This is a genomic window from Larsenimonas suaedae (assembly GCF_023712105.1).
Classification (GTDB): Bacteria; Pseudomonadota; Gammaproteobacteria; order Pseudomonadales; family Halomonadaceae; genus Larsenimonas; species Larsenimonas suaedae.
Genome location: NZ_JAMLJI010000001.1, coordinates 54,099 through 76,930, shown reverse-complemented (window position 1 = coordinate 76,930; position 22,832 = coordinate 54,099). Strand labels below are relative to the sequence as shown.

Annotated in this window: 13 protein-coding genes and 3 tRNA genes; 8 read left to right on the top strand and 8 right to left on the bottom strand. The window is 61.1% G+C overall.

Annotation, left to right across the window (positions count from 1 at the left end; genetic code table 11):
* Positions 1-86 precede the first annotated feature (86 nt).
* Positions 87-2,129 (top strand): carboxy terminal-processing peptidase, encoded by a 2,043-nt coding sequence (locus NAT49_RS00340; RefSeq protein WP_251589474.1) that lies wholly within the window; start codon positions 87-89, stop codon positions 2,127-2,129.
* Between the two features lie 68 nt (positions 2,130-2,197).
* Here NAT49_RS00340 and NAT49_RS00335 read toward each other — a convergent pair whose 3' ends face one another.
* The 8 genes from NAT49_RS00335 to NAT49_RS00300 all read right to left on the bottom strand — a co-directional run bounded on the left by NAT49_RS00335 (position 2,198) and on the right by NAT49_RS00300 (position 8,377).
* Complete coding sequence (locus NAT49_RS00335; RefSeq protein ID WP_251589471.1) at positions 2,198-2,395, bottom strand: hypothetical protein; 198 nt, start codon at positions 2,393-2,395, stop codon at positions 2,198-2,200.
* A gap of 358 nt (positions 2,396-2,753) precedes the next feature.
* The gene (locus NAT49_RS00330) at positions 2,754-4,541 is read right to left on the bottom strand and encodes an ABC transporter permease subunit (protein WP_251589469.1); all 1,788 of its coding nucleotides are present in this window, start codon (positions 4,539-4,541) and stop codon (positions 2,754-2,756) included.
* Entirely contained in the window at positions 4,528-6,057 is a 1,530-nt protein-coding gene (locus tag NAT49_RS00325; protein WP_251589467.1) for an ABC transporter substrate-binding protein, read from the bottom strand. Before NAT49_RS00325 ends, NAT49_RS00330 begins: the two co-directional genes overlap by 14 nt.
* A 25-nt stretch (positions 6,058-6,082) precedes the next feature.
* On the bottom strand, positions 6,083-6,925 hold the full coding sequence (locus tag NAT49_RS00320) for an ABC transporter ATP-binding protein (protein ID WP_251589465.1): 843 nt from the start codon (positions 6,923-6,925) through the stop codon (positions 6,083-6,085).
* A complete protein-coding gene (locus tag NAT49_RS00315) occupies positions 6,913-7,755 on the bottom strand; it encodes an ATP-binding cassette domain-containing protein (RefSeq protein WP_251589463.1) in 843 nt (280 codons plus the stop codon). The genes NAT49_RS00320 and NAT49_RS00315 overlap by 13 nt, the downstream gene beginning before the upstream one ends.
* Positions 7,756-8,035: 280 nt before the next feature.
* Positions 8,036-8,111, bottom strand: a tRNA-Asn gene (locus NAT49_RS00310).
* A 25-nt stretch (positions 8,112-8,136) separates the two neighbouring features.
* Positions 8,137-8,212: transfer RNA gene (locus NAT49_RS00305), tRNA-Asn, on the bottom strand.
* 88 nt (positions 8,213-8,300) lie between these two features.
* Positions 8,301-8,377: transfer RNA gene (locus tag NAT49_RS00300), tRNA-Met, on the bottom strand.
* 285 nt (positions 8,378-8,662) lie between these two features.
* Between NAT49_RS00300 and betI the strand changes: the two genes are divergently transcribed.
* The 7 genes from betI (at position 8,663) to NAT49_RS00265 (ending at position 22,805) form a co-directional block, all read left to right on the top strand.
* The gene (betI, locus tag NAT49_RS00295; RefSeq protein WP_251589461.1) at positions 8,663-9,319 is read left to right on the top strand and encodes a transcriptional regulator BetI; all 657 of its coding nucleotides are present in this window, start codon (positions 8,663-8,665) and stop codon (positions 9,317-9,319) included.
* The gene (gene betB, locus NAT49_RS00290; protein ID WP_251589459.1) at positions 9,316-10,785 is read left to right on the top strand and encodes a betaine-aldehyde dehydrogenase; all 1,470 of its coding nucleotides are present in this window, start codon (positions 9,316-9,318) and stop codon (positions 10,783-10,785) included. The genes betI and betB overlap by 4 nt, the downstream gene beginning before the upstream one ends.
* Before the next feature lie 87 nt (positions 10,786-10,872).
* On the top strand, positions 10,873-12,561 hold the full coding sequence (betA, locus tag NAT49_RS00285; RefSeq protein ID WP_251589457.1) for a choline dehydrogenase: 1,689 nt from the start codon (positions 10,873-10,875) through the stop codon (positions 12,559-12,561).
* Positions 12,562-12,723: 162 nt separating this feature from the next.
* A complete protein-coding gene (locus NAT49_RS00280; RefSeq protein WP_251589455.1) occupies positions 12,724-15,183 on the top strand; it encodes an acyl-CoA dehydrogenase in 2,460 nt (819 codons plus the stop codon).
* 208 nt (positions 15,184-15,391) lie between these two features.
* Positions 15,392-16,603 carry an efflux RND transporter periplasmic adaptor subunit gene (locus tag NAT49_RS00275; RefSeq protein ID WP_251589453.1) on the top strand — a complete coding sequence of 404 codons (1,212 nt, stop codon included), beginning with the start codon at positions 15,392-15,394 and terminating at the stop codon, positions 16,601-16,603.
* Positions 16,604-16,614: 11 nt separating this feature from the next.
* A complete protein-coding gene (locus tag NAT49_RS00270) occupies positions 16,615-19,731 on the top strand; it encodes a multidrug efflux RND transporter permease subunit (protein ID WP_251589450.1) in 3,117 nt (1,038 codons plus the stop codon).
* A complete protein-coding gene (locus NAT49_RS00265; protein ID WP_251589448.1) occupies positions 19,728-22,805 on the top strand; it encodes an efflux RND transporter permease subunit in 3,078 nt (1,025 codons plus the stop codon). The genes NAT49_RS00270 and NAT49_RS00265 overlap by 4 nt, the downstream gene beginning before the upstream one ends.
* Positions 22,806-22,832 lie beyond the last annotated feature (27 nt).

Here is a 22,832-nt window from a genome sequence, read left to right as displayed (position 1 = left end):
CGTTGCATGAATTAGCCGATGCCCGACATTGAGCAAGAGGAACCGTCTGAGGAATGAGTGTACATGAAACCAGGAGAGCATCATTGATGACCCCACGTGCAGTCGCCCACTACATGGCTATTGCCCTACTCTGGCTGGCCGTTGCGATTCCAAGCATGGCCGCTTCGCAGGCATTGACGCCTGACGAGGATCAAAGGCAGGCCGCCCGCGACGTAAGCGAGGCGCTCCGCTACGGTCACTACGATGACGTCACGCTTGACCAGGCCTGGTCGGAAAAGGCCTTCGAGCGCCTTCTGACCCTTCTTGATCCGCAGCACGTCTACCTGCTTCAGCGCGACATCGATCGTTTCAGTGGCCTGGCTCAAAGCTTTGGCGACGACATCGATTCGGGCGACCTCGATGAGCTCTACGCGCTCTACAACCTCTTCCAGACGCGGCTCGAGGCGCGCCTTGACTACATCATCAAGACGCTCGACGACAAACCCGCATTTGATTTCTCGACCACTGAGCGCATGGCGATCGACCGCGAAGACAGTGACTGGGCCCATGATACCGAATCCCTTGATCACCTCTGGGACAAGCGGCTCAAGAACTCGGCTTTGACCATGTCACTTTCGAAAACCGCCGATGATGATATCGTGAAGCAGCTGAAGTCACGCTACACCAACCAGCTGAAGCGGGTGCAGCAGACCAATTCAGAAGATGTATTGAGCGTCATCATGAGCGCCGCGACCGGCTCGGTCGATCCGCATACCGAGTATCTTTCGCCAAGCCAGGGCGAATCGTTCGATATCCAGATGAAACTCTCGCTGGAAGGCATCGGCGCCCTGCTTCAAAACGAGGGCGAATACGTCAAGGTGGCAAGCCTGGTGCCGGGCGGCCCCGCCGACAAGGCAGGTGATCTCAAACCCGCCGATCGCATCGTTGCAGTCGGCCAGGGCAAGACCGGCGACATGACCAACGTGATCGGCATGCGCCTCGATGACGTCGTCGATTTGATTCGCGGCGCCAAGGGGTCGACCGTTCGCCTTGAAATCATCCCGGCCAAGGCCGTGGACGTAACGCAGACGCATGTGATCGAAATCAAGCGTGACACGGTCAAGCTGGAAGATCAGGCGGCCCAGAGCCAGGTCATCACACTCGAGCGAGACGGTCAGCCGGTCAAGATCGGCGTGATCAAGGTGCCCGCCTTCTACGTCGATTTCGAAGCCTGGCAAGCCGGCAAGAAGGATTACCGCAGCACCACGCGCGATGTGCACAAGCTTATCGACAAACTGAAGGCCCAGAACGTTCAGGGCATCGTGCTCGACCTTCGAAACGACGGTGGCGGCGCCCTGCAGGAAGCCAACTCGATGATCGGCCTGTTCATCGATCGCGGCCCCACCGTGCAGGTCCGTGACGCACGCGGGCGCATCAGCCTCTATGGTGATACCGACCGGGGCGTGGCCTACAGCGGCCCGCTGGCCGTGCTTGTGAACCGGCTCTCGGCCTCGGCGTCTGAAATCTTTGCCGGCGCCATTCAGGACTATGGCCGCGGGCTGATCATCGGCACCCAGACGTTTGGCAAGGGCACCGTTCAGACCCTGTCGGATCTCAGTCACGGCGAGCTCAAGATGACTCGCGCCAAGTTCTACCGCATCACCGGCAAGAGCACCCAGCTCAAGGGCGTAATGCCGGACATCAGCTTCCCGAGTCTGGTGGACAAAAGCGACATTGGTGAAAGCGCACTCGATAACGCTCTGCCCTGGGATACGGTACGCTCGGTCAACTACCGCCGCTACGGCGACCCGGGCCAGTATCTGACCGCGCTTGAGAAGGCTCACCAGGAGCGGGTCAGCACCAACCCCAACTTCCGCTATCTGGAACAGGAAGCCAAGCTCGCCACGAAACTCCGCGAACAGACCAACTCCGTCAGCCTCAACAAGGAACAGCGGCAGAAGGAAATGAACGCGCGCGAAGCAGAACAGCTCTCACTCGAGAACCAGCGCCGCCGAGCACTCGGCCTTGAAGAGATCGCCGACTGGACCGACAGCCGTGATCAGGAAGAGGACGACACGCCGATCGACCAGGCCGAGCTCAATGAAAGCGCCGCGATCCTGCTTGACTACAGCACCATGCTCAAGCACTAACGGTCTGGCGTAGAGCCACAAAAAAGCCGCTGACACGTCAGCGGCTTTTTTCGTTGATCGGCATCCGATCAATGACACTCGATCCACTTCACGATACCAAGCACATCATCTCGGCTCAGCTTGTAGTGGGCCATCAGCGCCTCAAGGCGCTGTTGAAACCCCTGTTTCGACGCCTCATGCGTGCGCTCCATTCCTCGAAGCAGCTCACCCAGCTGGGCGTCCAGCGCCCACTTTTCCTTGGCTGACAAGGTATGTTCTCGAGACATACGCCCCTGGACCACCTTCTTTAAAACAACATTGAAATAACCACACACCCTCAATACCCCGGCCACGCGGCACACCCTTCAAGCCAGGCGCCAAGATCGATGCAATAACGCTTACCCTTCCAGGATGAAATGAAAAGACCGAGGAGAGGATCATCCAAGTATAGCCACAATGGCGAATCAAACGATGCCGATCCATTCAACGTGCAGGACGCGGTATGACGGAATACGCCTCGCCTTGAGGCGCACGGGGCACAATGGAGGCGTTATACGCTGAAACAGTACAGGCCGCCAGAACGCTGTGACGGTTTCAGCATAAGAAAGGCAGAAAACAGCGCTCGGCGCCTGACGCCGACTGAAACTAGCGCCGACGACCGATAAGAGAGAGGGACACCGCCAACACCGACATCAACACAAGCGCGAGTGATGGCACCAGAACCGCCCACGGCGCGCGTTCCAGGTACGGCATGCTTTCCGACAATAAAAGCCCCCATTCAGGCTCTGGCGGACGCGGCCCGAGACCGAGAAAGCCAAGCGCCGCCAGCGCAAGCGCCGTACCGGGAAGCCTAAGCATCGCATGGCGAAACACCGGCACGATGATGGCCGGCAGCAGATAGCGACTAACGAGACGACACCGGCCGACCCCAAGCATGGGCGTGATTCGAACGTGCGCCTGACCCATCACCTCTGTCACCAGCGCAGACGTATGCGCCGCCAGCGGCGCCCAGGTCACGGCGGTCACGGCGAGCACCGCCCCGCTCGCGCTCGGCCCCATGATACCGGCCACGATCAGCCCGGCGATCACTGGTGGCGTTGCATTGGTGACCTCGATCGGCCCGGCCGCAACGCGCGGCATCAGCCCGATGAACACCCCGACCACGAATGTGATCAAGAGTGTGACCAGCGCCATGCCGATGGTCGACACCGCCCCGTGACTGATGCGCGCTAAAATATCCCGGCCTGTACCGTCAGCCCCGAGCGGCAACGCAAGGCTTGGCGGCTGAAGGCGCAGGTAATTCGAGAGCATCGGGTCTCGCCCGAGTCCGGCAACCACCACAATCACTAGGAGCGCAGCGGCAAGCGCCGGCACGACCCAGCGCCCGCGGCCAGCGAGGCCAGCCTCCGGGGCAACCGGCATCGAACCGGCTTGAAGCGCCCGCCCCAATAAAAGCGTTCGAACGAGATTGGCCGCGCCACCAAGCATGACCGCAAGGCCCAGTAGAATCAGAATGCCCGTTTGCAACGCCGGTAGATCCTGCGCCGAGGCCGCCCCAAGCGTTGCCCGCCCAAGCCCCGGGATGGAAAACACCTGCTCCACCGCAATGGCGCCACCGGTCAGCCCGACAATGACAAGCCCGATCTGCGGCATGAGACTTGGAAGCGTTCGCATGAGCGCAGCCCTGCCGATCTGGCGCCGAGTGAAACCGGCCGTGTGCCAGGTCGCGACCCAGGCCTCTGAAAAGGCCGCGGTCAGCGCGTCACTGAAGAGCCGCCCCAATAATCCGCCGGCCGGCAGCCCAAGCGCAAGCGCCGGCAGCACTGCATGTCGAACCTCACCCCAGCCGTAGGGCGGCAACCACTGAAGCCATGCCGCAAACACCACGAGCAACAGGGAGGCCAATAGAAACTCAGGCAATGCCGTAATGGCCGCACCGACGGCGCCCGAGCTGGAGGATGGCTCTCCCGCAAGCCCACGCTTCATGGCCGGCAGACAGATCAGCACGGCCGTTACCAGCGCAACCACAAGCGCTGACCCCATCAGCACCAAAGAGACCTGGGCGGCGCTCAGCATGCCGGGTAGAACAGGCCCGCCTGAAATCCAGGACGTCCCGGCATCGCCATGCATCAAGCCAACCAGCCAACTCTGAAGCTTTTCAAAGGGGCCCATATCAAGTCCGAGCTGAGCCCGAATCGAGGCCAGCGCTTCCTCGGTGGGGTTCTGATCACCCGCACGTGCACGCAAGATACTGAGCGCCGGATCACGGCCGGACAGCCATGGCAGCAGCCCAACCAACACAATGACAGCTCCCAGGGTCACAAACCTTGAAAGCGCTGGAATCAATGCCCGGCCATCGAACCGCCACGTCGCCTTGGGCGACGTGGGCGCTGTCGGTTCAACACCGAGTGCGGGTTGCTCAATCTGAGCCATTATCGACAAACCGGGTGTGCTCGTTGATGAGCTCGCGCTCACGCGGGTCGCGCACCGCACCGCGCACCCGTGTCGACTCGCCCTGGATTACCCGCTCATGCAGCATCGGTACCGCTGCATCGGTTGCAAGGATTGCCGCCTCGGCCTCGATGATGGCCTGGCGCCGTTCCGGGCCGGGCTCAAGGTCAGCGGCGCGTTCGAGCGCGGCATCGATACGCGGATCACACAGCTGCGCAATATTGAACGACCCATTACAGGCAAAATCACTGTACATGTACGCTACCGGGTCGCCTGAATCGAGCATGGTGGCGCGGGAGAGAATGAACGCATCGAACTTGCCGGCCAGCATGTCCGATTCGATGTGCGCGTACTGACGCACTTCCTGCTGCACTTCGAACCCGGCCGCCTCTAACTGCTGCTCCAGAAGAACCGCCACTTCCGGAAGCTCTGCCCGGTCGGTAAAGGTACCAAGCGTAATCTGCGCGCCGCCTGGGTCCGCCGCCTGTGGCCGCTCGATGGGCGTGCGCAGGCCGTCGGCCCAGTCAAGCGCCGGGCCGAGCAGCCCCCTGGCCTCATCGGCGCGACCTTCATAGACAGTGCGAACGATTGCTGCCCGGTCGAGCGCCTCCCGCGCTGCCGCACGCATTTCCGGTGACATGAACGCACCGGTGCGGGTATTGAGATAAAGCGTGTTGGTACGCGGCATCGGCACCTCGTGCACCAGCGCCTGATCGATCAAGGCCACCTGTGAGACCGGCACAGCCTCGACCACATCGGCTTCCCCGGTGCGAAGCGCCGCACCGCGCGCTGTGCCGTCCGGCACGTAATCGGCATCGATACCAGAAAGCTTGGCCTTATCGCCCCAGTACCCGTCGAACCGGTCGAGCCGAGCGCTTTGAGTGCCATTGATTTCCTTCAGTACGAACGGGCCCGTGCCCGCCTCGATCGGGTTGACGCGCCCGTCATCGCCATAAGCCTTGGCCGCCAGAATCGCGAGCTGCGGGCTGGACAACCGGTTGGGCACGAGCGGGTCTGCGTCCTCGGTACGAACGACCACGGCGTTCTCGCCGTCAGCCTCGACCTGCATCGATACACCATCGAGAATCCGTGGCTTGGGCGAGGCGTGAATGGCTGCGGTCAAGGCAGCGCGTACCTGATTGGCGGTCAACGGTGTGCCATCGTGAAATAGCACATTGTCTCGAAGCTCGAACCGCCAGGTGTTCGGGTCGACCCGCGTCCAGTTCGTTGCAAGAAACGGCTGAGGCTCGCCCTGCTTGTTAAGACGCACCAACGTTTCAGCTGTACTCCAGCGCGAGAGCTTGAAGGCATCGTCGGTCAAGGGGTTGAGCCCGGAGCGCGGCGGCTGAAGCATGGCCACCCGAATGCGCTGATCCGCCTGAGCCTCGGTTTTAGTCTCATCGGCCTCGTCCTGCTGGCAGCCGGCAAGCATCGCAACCGATAGCGCCATGGCAGGCAGGGTCAACGCACTGCGAAACAGTGAATGGGCTCGAAACATCTTGGCTTGCTCTCCTGTAGAGTCGTCACGTAAAGGGAAACGGTTGGGCATTCACTGCGCTTGACCGGTGCCCCGCTGCGGCATCGATCAGTGCAATCGTTCGCTCGTGCCCCGGGGCATCAAAAAGCTCGGGCGTCGGGCGGTCTTCGATGATGGCGCCGCGATCAAGAATGATTGTTCTCTGGCACAAGCGGCATACCACCGATAGATCGTGGGAAATGAGCAAAAGCCCGATGCCGGCCTCGTGATTGAGGCGCTTCAATACATCCGTGATGTGCGCCTGCATTGGCAGGTCGAGCCCGCTTAACGGCTCGTCAGCCAATAACAGTTTCGGGCGCACAACGATGGCGCGGGCAATCGCCACACGCTGGGCCTGCCCGCCCGAGAGCTCATCAGGCCGGCGGCTCAAAAATTCCGGTGACAGGCCAACCTGCTCGAGCGCCTCGTCAATACGGGCCGCATGATCGGCCTTGATCTTGAGCCGTTTGAGCGGTTCGCGAATCAACGCCTTGACCGTCATGCGCGGGTCAAGCGATGACGCGGGGTCTTGCGGGATGTATTGAACGGCGCGTCGATACCAGCGCAGCGCGCGCGCAGAGCCAGGCCTTATGAGCTGACCTTCGCATATGACGTGCCCGGCATCGGCGCGGTCAAGGCCCAGCATCAAGTTCAAAAGCGTGGTCTTGCCGGCACCGGACACCCCGGCCAGCCCGATGAGCTCGCCTTGAAAGATACTGAAACTGACGGAATCGAGCGTACGCCGCCGCGCTTTTTTAGCCCAGAACGGGCCCGGCAGCGTGACATGCTTCTCAAGCGCCTCGACCTTGAGCAACGAACCGTCATCGTTAAGCCTGCCTAGATGTGGCATGCACACCCCGAAAACGCCTCGAGGCCATTGCTCCGTGCGGCCGGCACCGCGTGACGCTCGATCGCGTCAACCAATGACTTCGAAAACCGGTGGGAAGGCCGAGCCATGATCTTTTCGAGCGCCCCCTCCTCGACCAGACGCCCTTCATCAAGAATGACCGCACGATCACAAAGCCTTGCGGCGGCGCTCATGTCATGTGAAATGAACAGCAGTGACGGCGTGGCATCGGTACCGGTGCACTCGGAAAGCAGGCTCAACACGTCCGCCTGTGCGAGCACATCGAGCGCAGTGGTCGGCTCATCGGCAACCAGAAGTGAGGGTCGGCAGGCCAGCGCCAGTGCGAGACAAACACGTTGACGCTGCCCGCCGGAAAGCTCTCCGGAACTTCGTTGCACGACCTGGTCGGGCGCCTCGACCCTCATCCGCCCCAACAGCTCAATCGCCGCCCGCTGGGCATCACGCTGGCTCATGCCGTGAAAACGGATAAATGGGGCGCGCAGCTGAGCGCCCACCGTGACCAGCGGGTTCAGGGCCGCCTGGGTGTTTTGAAACACCATGCCGACGCGAGCCGTTTCAGGGCGCTGCATTGCCTTGCGCGCACTGACATCGATGCCGTTGATTCGGATCGCGCCCGAAACCGACGCCCGAGGCGATGAAAGGCCAAGCAGCGCACGTGCGGTAAGGGATTTTCCCGACCCGGATGGGCCAAGCAGGCACATGCGCTCCCCCACCCCGAGCCGAAAGGTCAGATGATCTACCACCATACGACCGCCCAGATGGATACAAAGATCCTCGACCTCGAGAACCGAGTCGTATGCTGATGATGTCAAAGAAGACTCCCGATGAACCCTGAAAAACGCGAAAACGTTATATCATAACCAAATCGGAAAACGCTACGTGAAGCGACTTAGTCAAAGGTCGTAGCTGTCTCGCGACAAAAGGAATCAGGAAAGCGTCATGAGCCATGAAAATGGCGAGAGAACACGCGCCCGGCGTCATTGAAAATGACCCGCACGTTATAGAAAAGGAGGAAAGTACCAAACGCAAAAAAACCGAGACGCAACAAACGTTGGCTCAGTGAAAACAAGAAAGATCATGCGATCTAGAAGGTGGCTCCCCGAACAGGACTCGAACCTGTGACCCAATGATTAACAGTCATTTGCTCTACCAACTGAGCTATCGGGGAACAACTTGGTGCAGTGTACGTTAAATGGCTCCCCGAACAGGACTCGAACCTGTGACCCAATGATTAACAGTCATTTGCTCTACCAACTGAGCTATCGGGGAACAACCTTTAAGTACGCGGCGTAGTATAAGGATTTCAAGGAAGAGGTCAACCCTCTTATGCTTTTGAAACCTTTTTTCTACGTCAGTGTGGTGGCTACGCCCTGATTCGAACAGGGGACCCCATCATTATGAGTGATGTGCTCTAACCAGCTGAGCTACGTAGCCAACAACGGCGCGCATTCTACACGCTTGATACGATAGTGCAAGCCCTCGATGTATAAGCGCACATAAAAAGACGGCGTGCGTCTGCTAGGGTTTCTAGTAGGCGATGAAGATACGAACGAATAGGCGATGAAAACACGAACGGCGAAGTGCCCCACTGCACTGACCGTTTTGACGTTAGTATGCCGGAAAGGAGGCCTCTTTTTTAATTGAATGTTCAATAAAAATTGATAGACTGATCCTTTAGCCCGACCACCTTTTAGCCGCAGGATGCTCAGGAGAGTTCGCATGCCCAAGGTTGGAATGGAACCCATCCGGCGCCACCAGCTCATCCAGGCCACGATGCAGGCCATCGATGAAGCGGGGCTCGCCGATACGACCATCGCACGTATTGCCCGGACCGCAGGCGTGTCGACCGGCATCATCAGCCACTACTTCGGCGGCAAGGATGGCCTACTTGAGGCCACAATGCGGTTTATTCTTGCAGAGCTCGGCGCCACTGTAAGCACTCGCCGCCGTGCGCTTGGCACATCGGATGCCAAGGCGCATCTTCGCGCCATCGTCGAGGCCAACTTCGATGATACCCAGGTCAGCCGCTCGGTCATGAAAACCTGGCTCGCGTTCTGGGCGACCAGCATGCACCGGGACGACCTGATGCGTCTTCAGCGGGTCAACGACCGCAGGCTTTATTCGAACCTCTGCTGCCAGTTCCGAAAACATATGCCACGGCGCGATGCCCAGGAGGCCGCTCGTGGCCTTGCGGCCCTGATCGACGGCCTGTGGCTCAGAGGTGCGCTTGCCCCAGAGGGGCTTAATGCCGAGCGCGCCATTCACATAGCCTTCGACTATATCGATGAAAAACTAACGGCGTCGACCGCCAACAGGGGCACTCGCCCCACATCAGCGACCGCCCACCGACATCCCTCAAAGGAGAGCATCTCATGAGCGTTTTCGAGACTCAGAAACTCTACATCAACGGAGAACGGGTCGACGCCACATCCGGCGAAACCTTCGAGACGATCAACCCGGCCACCGGCGAAGTGCTTGCGACCGTACAGCAAGCCTCTCAGCAGGACGTCGACCGCGCTGTCGCCGCTGCCCGAGAAGGCCAGAAGGTCTGGCGTGCCATGACCGGCATGGAGCGCTCACGCATTCTTCGTCGCGCCGTCGCCCTGCTTCGCGAACAAAACGATGAGCTTGCCAAGCTCGAATCCCTCGATACCGGCAAGGCCATGAGCGAGACCACCGCGGTGGACATCGTCACCGGTGCCGACGCGCTCGAGTACTACGCAGGTCTTGCCACTGCGGTCGAAGGCGAGCAGATTCCGCTGCGCGAAGACTCCTTTGTCTATACCCGGCGCGAGCCGCTTGGCGTCTGCGCAGGCATTGGCGCCTGGAACTACCCGATCCAGATCGCCTGCTGGAAATCGGCACCTGCCCTTGCCACCGGCAACGCCATGATCTTCAAGCCCAGCGAAGTCACGCCGCTGACCGCAATGAAACTGGCCGATATCTTCGAAGAAGCCGGCCTACCTGCGGGCGTCTTCAACGTGGTGCATGGGGATGGCCGCGTCGGCGCGATGCTGACCGAACACAAGGGCATCGACAAGATCTCCTTTACCGGCGAAGTCGGCACCGGCAAGAAGGTCATGTCGTCCTCGGCGTCCTCCTCGCTCAAGGAAGTCACCATGGAACTTGGCGGCAAGTCGCCGCTTCTGGTGTTTGCCGACGCCGATCTCGACCGTGCGGTCGATGGCGCCATGATGGCCAATTTCTACTCGACCGGTCAGGTCTGCACCAACGGCACACGCGTGTTTGTCGAGCACAGCATCAAGGACGCGTTCGAGGAAAAGCTGCTTGAGCGCGTCAAGAACATCAAGGCCGGCGACCCGCTCGACGCCACGACCAATTTCGGCCCGCTGGTCAGCTTCGAGCACATGGAAAAAGTCCTGTCCTATATGGAGCTCGGCAAGCAGGAAGGCGCGCGTCTTCTGACCGGCGGCAACCGCATGACCGACGGCGACTTCGCCAAGGGCGCCTACGTCGAGGCGACCATCTTCACCGACTGCACCGACGACATGCGCATCGTGCGTGAAGAGATTTTCGGCCCGGTCATGTCGGTACTGAGCTTTGAGGACGAGGACGAAGTGATTCGCCGCGCCAACGACACCGAGTACGGCCTGGCCGCAGGCGTCTTCACCGAAAGCCTCAACCGCGCCCACCGGGTAATCCACCAAATGGAAGCCGGTATCTGCTGGGTCAACACCTGGGGTGACTCTCCGTCCGAGATGCCGGTCGGCGGCTACAAGCAGTCCGGCGTGGGACGCGAGAACGGACTGGTTACCCTCGGCCACTACACCCGCATCAAATCGGTTCAGATCGAGATGGGCCCGTTCGAATCCGCGTTCTAAGCCCATCGCCATGAGGCCGGCGCAGCACGGCTGCCCCGGCCACACTCGTCTGAACGAACCGACGACCTGATAAAGAGGGATCCCTTTATGGCAGATCGCCAGGAATTCGATTACATCATCATTGGGGCCGGCTCGGCCGGCAACGTGCTTGCCACCCGGCTGACCGAAGACAAGGACGTGACCGTTCTGCTGCTCGAAGCCGGCGGCCCGGACTACCGGTTCGATTTTCGCACCCAGATGCCGGCAGCACTCGCCTACCCGCTGCAAGGCAAGCGCTATAACTGGGCGTTCGAGACCGACCCGGAACCCCATATGGACAATCGCCGGATGGAGTGTGGTCGCGGCAAGGGCCTTGGTGGCTCCTCGCTGATCAACGGCATGTGCTACATCCGTGGCAACGCCATGGATCTGGACAACTGGGCCCAGAAGCCAGGCCTTGCCGACTGGACCTACGCCGATTGCCTGCCCTACTACCGCAAGGCGGAAAGCCGCGACATCGGCCCCAACGACTATCACGGCGGCGATGGCCCGGTAAGTGTTGCCACACCGAAAGCGGGCAATAACCCGCTGTTTCACGCGTTTGTTCAGGCAGGTGTCGACGCGGGCTATCCCGAAACCGATGACCTCAACGGCCAGCAGCAGGAAGGCTTCGGCCCGATGGACCGCACCACCACGCCGAACGGGCGGCGCGCCTCGACCGCGCGCGGTTACCTCGATCAGGCCAAGGGCCGCGATAACCTGACCATTGAGGTGCACGCAACGACCGATCGCATTTTGTTCGAGGGCAAACGCGCCGTTGGCGTGGCCTATGAGCAAAAAGGCGACAAGCACGAAGTGCGCGCCCGCAAGGAAGTGCTCCTGTGCGCCGGCGCCATTGCCTCGCCCCAGATTCTTCAGCGCTCAGGCGTCGGTGACCCGGACTGGCTCAAGGAACTCGACATCGATGTCGTTCATGCACTGCCAGGCGTTGGCAAGAACCTTCAGGACCACCTGGAGATGTACATTCAGTACGAGTGCAAGAAACCGATTTCACTCTACCCGGCGCTCAAGTGGTACAACCAGCCAAAGATCGGGCTTGAGTGGATGGTAAAAGGCCAGGGCATCGGCGCCAGCAACCAGTTCGAAGCCGGTGCGTTCATTCGAAGCGATGACAGTGAACAGTGGCCGAACCTGCAATACCACTTCCTGCCGATTGCCATCAGCTACAACGGCAAGAGCGCGGTCGAAGCCCACGGATTTCAGGCCCACGTAGGCTCAATGCGCTCCAACAGCCGTGGCCGCGTCAAACTGCGCTCAAGAGACCTGCACGCCGCGCCGAGCATTCTGTTCAATTACATGGCCGAAGAGCGCGACTGGGAAGAGTTTCGCGCCGCGATCCGTCTGACCCGGAACATCATCAATCAGCCGGCGATGGATGAATTCCGTGGCCCTGAAATTTCCCCGGGCGCCGACGTCACAAGCGATGAGGCCCTCGATGCGTTCGTACGCGAGCACGCCGAGACCGCCTATCACCCCTGTGGCAGCTGCAAAATGGGCGATGACGACATGGCCGTCGTCAACGCCGATGGCCAGGTGCACGGCATGGAGGGTCTGCGCGTCATCGACGCCTCGCTGATGCCCGTGATCGTGACCGGCAACCTGAACGCCACCACAATCATGATGGCGGAAAAGCTCGCCGATAAGGTGCGTGGCCGCCAGCCGCTGCCGAAATCCGACGCGCCCTACTTCAAGGCCGACGGCCGCCCGGCACGCGGCACGCCCAAGCGCCAAAGCTGATGCCGTCAGCATGCCGACCAAGCCCGCCATGTGCGGGCTTTTTTACGCCTCGTGATTGCGCGTATTAGAAACTTTATACATCTTTAGCAGGGCTGGTTTCGCGGTCTATCCTCGACTACAGTGCATTCAAACGGTCGTTTGATTCGATCCAAGGAGTGCTCTATGACAACCGCCCTCATTTTCGTGGCAACGCTTGGCCTCAGTCTCTGGATGATGGCCCGCGAGCTCGGTGCCAAACCCCAGATGGCGCTTTTCTTAGGTGCAGGTGCCCTTGCCCTGATCCTTCATTGTTGGGTCATCGGTGTGCTCTGGCTGATCATCGGTCTGGTGCTTGCCGTGTGCGGGCTCAAGAACGTGCGCCGGCACTGGCTGACCCCTCGCCTTTTCCGCCTGTTCAAGCAGGTCGCCCCGCGGGTATCGCCCACCGAGCGTATTGCGCTCGAAGCTGGAACCGTATTCTGGGACGGCGAGCTGTTCAGTGGACAACCCGACTGGAAGCGGCTTCGCGAACAGCGTCTGCCCGAGTTCACCGATGACGAGCAGGCTTTTCTGGATAATCAGTGCTCGGTTGCCGCCAGCATGTGCAATGCCTGGGAAATTTCACGTGAACGGGCCGACCTCCCTCCCGAACTCTGGGAGTACCTGAAAAAAGAACGCTTTTTCGGCATGATTATTCCCAAGGAGTACGGCGGGCTCGGCTTTTCGGCGCGGGCGCAATCGGCGGTGCTTCAAAAGCTCTCGATCGATGAGACCCTGATGGTGACCGTGGGCGTGCCCAACTCGCTCGGTCCAGGCGAACTCTTGATGAAGTACGGCACCGACGAGCAGAAAAATCACTACCTGCCCCGCCTGGCCGATGGCCGGGAAATTCCCTGCTTTGGCTTGACCGGGCCCCGTGCAGGCAGTGATGCGACCTCCATTCCGGACGTCGGTGTTGTCTGCCGACAACTGTTCGACGGCGAAGAACGCCTGGGCATTCGCCTTACCTTCGACAAGCGCTGGATCACGCTTGCCCCGATCGCGACAGTCGTCGGGCTCGCGTTCCGAATGTTTGACCCCGACCACCTGCTCGGTGAGCAGGAAGACATCGGCATCACCTGCGCCCTTATCCCTCGCGAAACCGAGGGTATGGCGATCGGTCGGCGCCACCACCCCATCGGCAGCCCCTTCATGAATGGTCCGATCCGCGGCAAGGACGTATTCATCCCGCTTGACTGGATCATCGGCGGCCCGGACATGGCCGGCCAGGGCTGGCGCATGCTGGTCGAGTGCCTCTCGATCGGACGCTGCATTACCCTGCCCTCAGGCTCCAGCGGTGAAGGCCGCTACATGGTCGGCCTCGCCGGCGGCTACACCCGCATTCGCCGTCAGTTCAATCAGCCGGTCGCGGAAATGGAAGGCGTTCAGGAAGCGCTGGCCCGAATCGCCAGCCGCGCCTACATCGCCCAGGCCGCGGTGATGCACACCGCCAACATGATCGATCACGGCGTAAAGCCGGCAGTGCCCTCGGTCATTCTCAAGACCCATCTGACCGAAATGGCGCGTGAGATCATGATCGACGCCATGGACGTCCACGGCGGCCGCGCCGTCACGCTCGGCCCGCGCAACTACATCGGCCTTGCCTTTGCCGCCACGCCGGTCTTGATCACGGTCGAGGGCGCCAACATCATGGGCCGAAGTCTGATGATCTTTGGCCAGGGCGCCATCCGCTGCCACCCCTACGTTCTGAAAGAACTGGCCGCCAAGGATGAGGACGACCTGATCGGCTTCGATGGCGCCGTCTTCAGCCACCTCGGGTTCGTCGCCGGCAACGCCGCTCGCAGCCTGATCCAGGGCCTTGGGATTTCACGGAAGCATCGGGAATTCGACGCTGTACTTGCCCCGCACGTCAGCGCCATCGACCGCCTGAGCTCGGCCTTCGCCCTGTGCGCCGATGCAGCCATGGGTTCACTTGGAAGCCAGCTCAAGCGCCGCGAGATGCTCTCGGCCCGGCTTGGCGACGTGCTGTCGAATCTCTATCTGGCATCGATGGTCATCAAACAGGCTGACGAACGAACGCTGGTCGACGGCGAGCGAACGCTTCTGGACTTCAGCCTCATGCGCCTGTTCTATCTGGCCGAAAAGGCGCTGATCGAGTTTCTCGCCAATCTGCCGAACCGAACCATGGCCCGCGCGCTCAAGGTCATTATCTTCCCGCGTGGCCGTCGCCATCGCCCGCCGCAGGATGACGACGCCCGGAGCATCGCACAGGCCATTTCAAGTGATACGCCACTGCGCAGCCGATTGACCGAGCTGACCTGGGACACATGGGAAGACGGCAACCGGGATAACCCGCTGCAGCGCTACAACAAGCTGCTCGAAGAGATGCCGCGCGCCGAGCCGATCTACCGCAAGCTTCAAAAGGCCTACGCCAAGGGCGAGCTGCCGATGAACAAGCTGCACCCCGAGGAGCGCATCGAAGCAGGCATCGCAAGTGGCCTTTTGACCGACGAGGAAGGCAGCTTCATGCACGCGTTCGAAGCGGAAGTGCTCGATATGCTGACCGTGGACGATTTCGCCTTCGACGGCTTCGCCCTCGACAAGAGCACCCCCTCGCCCCACTCAACCACCACTCAACAGTAAATCGCACCTCAACAGTAACCTGCGCCACACCGGCCCCGTTTGAAGGGGCCGGTTATCGCGGCTTTCGGCAATTTGCGCAGAATTTACTCAGTTCGCGTTTCCTTCTTCCATGCCAATTCTTTACCCTTGAGGGCATCCAAGTGCAAAAAGCGTGCCTTGCTGCCGTTATCTGCGCACGTCCCGTGTTTTACAATTGGTAGAGAGTCGCATGTCCAACCCGTCATCGCCGTCCCGCCGCCGTTCACCGGCCTTCTGGTTCACCCTCGTTGCGGTCGCCTTGCTTTTGATCGCGCTTGGCATCTGGCTCTGGCCCGGCGACGCTGATTCGGACTCCGACCAACCGCCCACGCGCCCGGCCACCTCGGTCGCCGCACAGGACGCAATCCAGGGCACCTTCCCGGTGACCGTGGACGCGCTCGGTACGGTCACCTCGCTCAACACGGTCGAGGTTCGCCCTCGTGTTGAAGGCGAGCTGCTGTCGATCGAGGCTCAGGAAGGTCAAAAAGTGGCCAAGGGCGACGTGATCGCCCGCATCGACCCCAGAAGCTATCAGGCACAGCTTGAGGAGGCGAAAGGCCAGCTCGCTCAGGACCAGTCCCAGCTCGACACCGCCCGCAAGGACCTTGCCCGCTTTCAGAAACTGGCCGGTGGCAGCTACGTGTCCCAGCAGGATCTCGACACCCAGCGTCAGACCGTAAAGCGCTATGAGGGCGCGGTCCGCGCCGACCGGGCAAGCATCGAGAATGCAGAGGTTCAGCTCGGTTACACCACCATCACAGCGCCCGTCAGCGGCCGGCTCGGTATTCGAAACGTCGACCCCGGCAATATCGTGCAGCTGGGGGACGAAAACCCCATTGCCACCATCACCCAAAGCGCCCCCATCTCGGTGGTATTTGCGCTGCCATCGAAGTACCGAACCCAACTGACCGAGGCCTTTGATCAAGCGCGGCCGCTTATGGCGACCTTGAGCGAGGATGGCGAGGTGATCGCCAAAGGCCAGGTCACAAGCCTCGACAGCGCCATCGACACCGATACCGGCACCCTTCGTCTGCGAGCCCTTTTTCAAAACGAGGACGGTGCACTGTTTCCCAATCAGTTTGTCGACGTCACGCTGACGCTCGAGCGCCTTGATAACGCGGTTATCGTCCCGGCAACAGCGATCCAGACCAAGGACGGCCAGAACTTCGTGTACCGGGTCAAGGAGGATGCGACGGTCGAGCGCCGCCCCGTCACCCTCAGTGCAAGCAATGACCATCAGGCGGCCATCGCAAGCGGCATCAAGGCCGGCGATACCGTGGTGGTCGATGGCGTCGACCGCTTGAGCGACGGCGCCGCCGTCAAGGTCGTGAGCCAGGCGCTGCCCGGTGACGACAGCGACGATGGTAACGCGCACGGCACCATCCTGTCCGACAGCCAGTAACGAGCCGACGCATGAACCCTTCCCGACTGTTTATTCAGCGCCCCATCGCCACGTCGCTGGTGATGGCCGCCATCCTGATCGCGGGGCTTCTGGCCTATCGACTCTTGAGCGTGTCCTCGCTGCCGCAGGTGGATTACCCCACCATTCAGGTCAAGACGCTTTATCCCGGCGCCGGCCCGGATGTCATGCTCTCGAACGTGACCGGGCCGCTTGAAGATGAGCTTGGAGAAATTTCCGGGCTCGACAACATGACCTCGACCAGCACCGGCGGCGCCTCGATCATCACACTGCGTTTCGGGCTCGACAGCGATATCGGTGTGGCGGAACAGGACGTTCAGGCCGCCCTCAATCAGGCCAACAGCCTGCTGCCGACGGACCTGCCCCGGCCGCCGGCCTACAGCAAGGTCAACCCCGCCGACACGCCGGTGATAACCCTTGCGATCACATCAAGCGCTCTGCCGCTGACCCGGGTCTTTGATCTGGTCGATACCCGAATGGCGCAGAAGCTGTCACAGATCAGCGGCGTGGGTGAAGTGTCCGTGGTCGGCGGCCATCAGCCTGCCGTGCGTGTTCGGGTCGACACTCGAAAACTCGCGGCCCACGGCCTTGATATGGAAGACGTTCGTACCACCATCAATGCCGCCAACGTCAACCAGGCCAAGGGCAGCCTCTATGGCCCCTACCGCACGCTGACCATTGACGCCAACGATCAGTTGACCTCTCCCGAGCAATACGCCGATTTGATCCTCAAGTACGACAATGGCGCTGCGCTCAGGCTCTCAGACGTCGCCCGGATCGAGGAAGGCAGTGAAAACGCCTATCTCGGCGCCTCGGCCAACGGCGAGCCCGCGATCATCATGAACGTCCGCCGCCAGCCCGGTGCCAACGTGATCGAGGTGGTCGACAACATCAAGCGGCTGCTGCCCAAACTCGAAAACACGCTGCCTTCGAACATCAAGGTTCAGGTCATGACCGATCGCACCCAGACCATTCGCGCCTCGATCAGCGATGTGCAGTTCGAGCTGATGCTGGCAGTGGCGCTGGTGGTGATGGTGACGTTTCTGTTTCTGCGCAATATTCCCGCCACCCTCATTCCAAGCCTTGCCGTTCCGCTGTCGCTGATCGGCACCTTCGGCGTGATGTATCTGCTGGGCTTTAGCCTGAACAACCTGTCTCTGATGGCACTAACGATTGCCACCGGGTTCGTCATTGATGATGCCATCGTGGTGCTTGAAAACATCATGCGCCACATCGAGCAGGGCAAGCGGCCACGGGAGGCGGCGCTGATCGGCTCGAAGGAAATCGGCTTCACCATTGTCTCGCTCACGGTGTCGCTCCTGGCCGTGCTGATTCCCTTGCTGTTCATGGGGGATGTGGTCGGGCGGCTCTTTCAGGAATTCGCACTCACGCTTGCCATCTCGATCGTCATCTCAGCGTTCATCTCGCTCACGCTGACGCCGATGCTCTGCTCGAAGATGCTGAAACACGTCCCGGAAAAGGTCGCAAACGACACGCCCGACGACCGTCACCGCATGACCCTGTTCGACCGCCTGAGCCAGGCCTATCAGCGCGCGCTCGCGGTGGTGCTCAGACATCAACGGCTCACGCTTTTGGTTGCCGTGGCCACCTTCGGCGTCACGGCGCTTTTGTATCTGGCCATTGCCAAGGGACTTTTTCCCACTCAGGACACCGGTGTCATTCGGGGCATTGCGGTGGCCAGCCAAAACACCTCGTTTGACGCCATGCAGGCCCGCCAGCACCAGCTGGCCACACGGCTTGCCCGCGACCCCGCCGTCAAGAACATCACGGCCTTTTCAGGCATCGACGGCACCAACACCACCCTGAACACCGGGCGGCTTCAGATTCAATTGACCCCGATTCATGACCGCGACGCCTCGATCGGCGACATCATCGCGCGGCTCGAGCAGTCGGTACGTGACGTACCGGGCGTCACGCTCTACCTGCAACCCGTGCAGGATCTGACACTTGAAGACAGCGTCAGCCGCAATCAATACCAGTTCACACTGAGTAACAGCGACCGCAGCGTACTGGCAGGTGACGTCGACCGGGTGATGGGCGCGCTCGAGAAAAGCCCCGCCTTCTCAAGTGTCTCGACTGACATGCAAAACCAGGGGCGCAAGCTGATGCTCACCATCGACCGCGATCGGGCGAGCCGCCTCGGCATCAGCGTGGCCGACATCGACAACGCGCTTTACAGCGCCTTCGGCCAGCGTCTGATTTCCACCATTTTCACCCAGGCCAATCAGTATCGGGTCGTTTTAAGCGCCACCCAGGCTCATCAACAGGGGCCCTCGGCCCTATCGCGCATCTACATCAACAACGACGATGGCGAGAGGATTGCGCTGACCACCGTGGTGTCCGCCCATGAGACGACAACCCCCCTGTCCATTCAGCGCACCAATCAGTTCCCGTCGGCACTGATGTCGTTCGATGTGGCCCCAGGGCACTCTCTGTCCGAGGCGTTCGAGGCCATCGACACCGCCCAGACCTCTGCCGGGCTCGATAGCGGAACGACGCTTGAGTACCGAGGCGCGGCGCTGTCGTTTTCGAGTTCGACGGCCAACACTCTGTGGCTGATTCTTGCCGCGGTGGTCACGATGTACATCGTGCTGGGCATACTTTATGAAAGCTACATCCACCCGCTGACGATTCTTTCCACCCTGCCGTCTGCCGCCATCGGCGCCCTGCTGGCGCTGATGCTGTCCGGATTCGAGCTGGGCATGGTCGGTATCGTCGGTATCATATTGTTGATCGGTATCGTCAAGAAAAACGCGATCATGATGATTGACTTCGCGCTGGATGCGCAGCGCCGTGACGGCCTGAGCCCGAGCGAGGCCATCTACAAGGCCGCCTGCCTGCGCTTTCGACCGATCATGATGACCACCTTTGCCGCCCTTCTCGGGGCACTGCCGTTGATGTTCGCCTCGGGCTACGGCGCCGAACTGCGCCAGCCGCTGGGCATCGCGATGGTCGGCGGGCTTTTGGTCAGCCAGCTGCTGACCCTGTTCACGACGCCTGTGATCTATCTGTTCTTCGACCGACTCTCCGGCGGCGACCCTACCGCGCGCAGGCAGCACACTGACACCACCGATGAGGTGGCAAGGTGAGCCTGTCATCGCCGTTCATCCGGCGTCCGATCGGCACCCTGCTGCTGTCGCTTGCCGTTATCCTTGCCGGCACGCTGGCCTACTTTCGCCTGCCGGTCGCGCCGCTGCCCAACGTGGCATTTCCGGTCATTCTGGTTAGCGCAAGCCTCTCCGGTGCAAGCCCTGAAACCATGGCCTCGACGGTGGCCACGCCGCTTGAGCGCTCACTTGGTGAAATTGCCGGCATCGATCAGATGACCTCCTCGAGCTCCCAGGGCTCGACCCGAATCATTCTTCAGTTCGATCTGGACAAGAACGTCGATGACGCCGCCCGCCAGGTGCAGGCCGCCATCAACTCCGCCCAGGCGCTTTTGCCAAGCGCCATGCGAAGCCCGCCGACCTACCGCAAGTTCAACCCGGCCTCGGCGCCGGTCTTCATTCTGGCGCTGACCTCGGACGACATCGATCAGGGCACGCTCTATTCGATCGCCGACGAACAGGTCGCGCCCAAGATTGCTCAGGTCAACGGCGTCGGCAGCGTCTCGGTCGCCGGCAGCTCATCGCCGGCCATTCGGGTCGACCTCGACCCTGCCGCGCTCGATCACGCAGGCATCGCGCTCGACGATGTCGCCACCGCCATTCAAAACGCCAACAGCAATTCGCCCAAGGGCTTTCTGCACAGCGACCGTTACCGCTGGGAAATCGACGCCGACAGCCAGATGTTCGACGTGGCGGGCTACAAGCGGCTGGTGCTCAAGGACAACGGCGACGGCCAGATCACTCGGCTGGGCGATGTCGCGACGATCGACAAGCAGGTCGAGGACCTCTACCGCACGGGCTTTGTCAACGATCGAAAAGCCATCCTTTTGATCGTCAAGACCGTCAGCGGCGCGAACGTGGTGCAGACCATCAGCGACATCAAGGCACGCCTGCCAGGCGTCGAGCGCGCCCTGCCGCCGGGGGCGAAGCTTGCCACCATCATGGACCGCTCCCCCGGCATCAAGGCCTCGCTCAACGAGACCCAGTTCACGCTGATCATCGCGGTGGTGCTGGTGGTGATGGTGGTGTTCGTGTTTCTCAGAAGCTTTCGCGCCACGTTGATTCCAAGCGCCACGATTCCGGTGTCGGTGCTCGGCACGTTCGGCCTGATGTACCTGCTCGGCTACTCACTCGATAGCCTGTCGCTCATGGCCTTGATCGTTGCGATCGGCTTTCTGGTCGATGACGCCATCGTTGTGACCGAGAACATCGCCCGACACATCGAGCGCGGCGAATCGCCCTTCCGCGCCGCCCTGCTCGGGGCCCGGGAAGTCGGTTTCACCGTCATGTCGATGAGCATCTCGTTGATTGCGGTCTTCATTCCGCTGTTGCTGCTCGGCGGCTTCGTCGGACGACTGTTTCACGAGTTCGCCATGACGCTCTCCATTGCGGTGCTGGTGTCGCTTTTAGTGTCGCTGACGCTGACGCCGATGCTCTGCGCGCGCTGGCTTCGTCACGACACCCAGCCCGAAGGCCGGGTACGCTGGAAACGCGCCATCGAACGGCTGGGCGAGTCGATCGGGCGTGGCTACACCAGAACGCTCGATATCGCGCTCAATCATCGGCGCCTGACGCTCCTTTCCCTGGTCGCGGTGATCGTCCTGAATGGCTATCTCTATACCGCGATCGACAAGGGACTGATTCCGAATCAGGACACCGGGCGGCTGATGGGCCGCGCTCAGGCCGATCAAAGCATTTCCTACGACGCGCTCACCAACAAGGTCAACGCCGTTCGAACGCGGCTGCTTGCCGACCCTGACGTCGAGCAGGTGCTCGGTATGCTTGGCGGTAGCGGAGGCCCGGGCGGCGGCGGCAGCAGCTCCGTCACGATGTTTGTGACGCTCAAGAAAGACCACACTGCCTCGACTGACGCCGTCGCCAACCGCCTGAGCGAAACGTTCAGGGACGAACCCGGTCTGAACGTCTACTTTCGGGCCATGCAGGACCTTCAGTTCGGCGGCCGCGAAAGCAATGGCCAGTTCGAGCTGACGCTCAAGAGCGACGACCTGGATGAACTCGGCAAATGGACCTCGACCGTGAGCGAGGCCATGCGCGAGGTCGAAAGCATCACGAGTGTCAGCAGTGACAGTCAGACGCAAGGGCTTTCAAGCGTCGTGCGCATCGACCGCGCCCGCGCCAGCCAGCTCGGCGTGAACGTGGCGATGGTGGATACGCTGCTGCAAAACGCCTTCAGCCAGCATCAGGTCGCAAGCATCTACCAGGGCGTCAATCAGTATTACGTCATCATGGGACTGGCGCCTGACCACCGGCGCTCGCCGGAGGTGCTGTCGACGCTTCACGTGATTGGCAACGACGGTCAGCGCGTTCCGCTGTCGGCCTTCACCCGCATCGAGCGCGGCAACACGCCGGTAAGCGTCAGCCATCAGGGCCAGTTCGCCGCCGCCACGGTCTCGTTCAACCTGCGCGAGGGAGTGCCGCTGAGTCAGGCCACGGCCGACATCAATGCACGCCTGGACCAACTGAACCTGCCCACCTCGATTCAAACCAGTTTTGAGGGCAGCGCGGGCACCTATCAGGACAGCGCGCTGACCATGCCGCTTCTGATTCTGGGCGCGCTTTTAACGGTCTATCTGGTGCTCGGGATCTTGTACGAGAGTTACGTCCATCCGCTTACGATCCTGTCGACGCTTCCTTCCGCGGGCATCGGGGCGTTGCTGCTTTTGATGGTGTTCGGCAAGCCGTTCACCCTGATCGCCGCCATCGGCATCATTTTGTTGATCGGGGTGGTCAAGAAAAACGCCATCATGCTGGTGGACTTTGCGCTCGACGCCGAGCGTCGTCTGGGGCTTTCGCCACTGGACGCCATTCGGGAGGCGGCCATCGTTCGCTTCCGACCGATCATGATGACCACGCTCGCCGCGATTCTAGGCGCCCTGCCGCTGGTGTTCGGCACTGATGAAAACGCCGACATCCGCGCACCGCTTGGCATCGCGATCGTGGGCGGGCTGATCGTGAGCCAACTGCTGACGCTCTACACCACCCCGGTGGTGTATCTCTACATGGACAAGCTGCGCCGCAAAAAAGCGAAACGCTGATCGAGTGGGGGGCGGATGGGGAGACTA

Bases quoted from the DNA above. Each gene is read 5' to 3' on its own strand.
- NAT49_RS00325 (WP_251589467.1), bottom strand. From the start codon at position 6,057: ATGTTTCGAGCCCATTCACTGTTTCGCAGTGCGTTGACCCTGCCTGCC.
- betI (WP_251589461.1), top strand. From the start codon at position 8,663: ATGCCCAAGGTTGGAATGGAACCCATCCGGCGCCACCAGCTCATCCAG.
- NAT49_RS00270 (WP_251589450.1), top strand. From the start codon at position 16,615: ATGAACCCTTCCCGACTGTTTATTCAGCGCCCCATCGCCACGTCGCTG.
- betA (WP_251589457.1), top strand. From the start codon at position 10,873: ATGGCAGATCGCCAGGAATTCGATTACATCATCATTGGGGCCGGCTCG.
- NAT49_RS00320 (WP_251589465.1), bottom strand. From the start codon at position 6,925: ATGCCACATCTAGGCAGGCTTAACGATGACGGTTCGTTGCTCAAGGTC.
- NAT49_RS00275 (WP_251589453.1), top strand. From the start codon at position 15,392: ATGTCCAACCCGTCATCGCCGTCCCGCCGCCGTTCACCGGCCTTCTGG.
- NAT49_RS00280 (WP_251589455.1), top strand. From the start codon at position 12,724: ATGACAACCGCCCTCATTTTCGTGGCAACGCTTGGCCTCAGTCTCTGG.
- NAT49_RS00340 (WP_251589474.1), top strand. From the start codon at position 87: ATGACCCCACGTGCAGTCGCCCACTACATGGCTATTGCCCTACTCTGG.
- betB (WP_251589459.1), top strand. From the start codon at position 9,316: ATGAGCGTTTTCGAGACTCAGAAACTCTACATCAACGGAGAACGGGTC.
- NAT49_RS00335 (WP_251589471.1), bottom strand. From the start codon at position 2,395: ATGTCTCGAGAACATACCTTGTCAGCCAAGGAAAAGTGGGCGCTGGAC.
- NAT49_RS00330 (WP_251589469.1), bottom strand. From the start codon at position 4,541: ATGGCTCAGATTGAGCAACCCGCACTCGGTGTTGAACCGACAGCGCCC.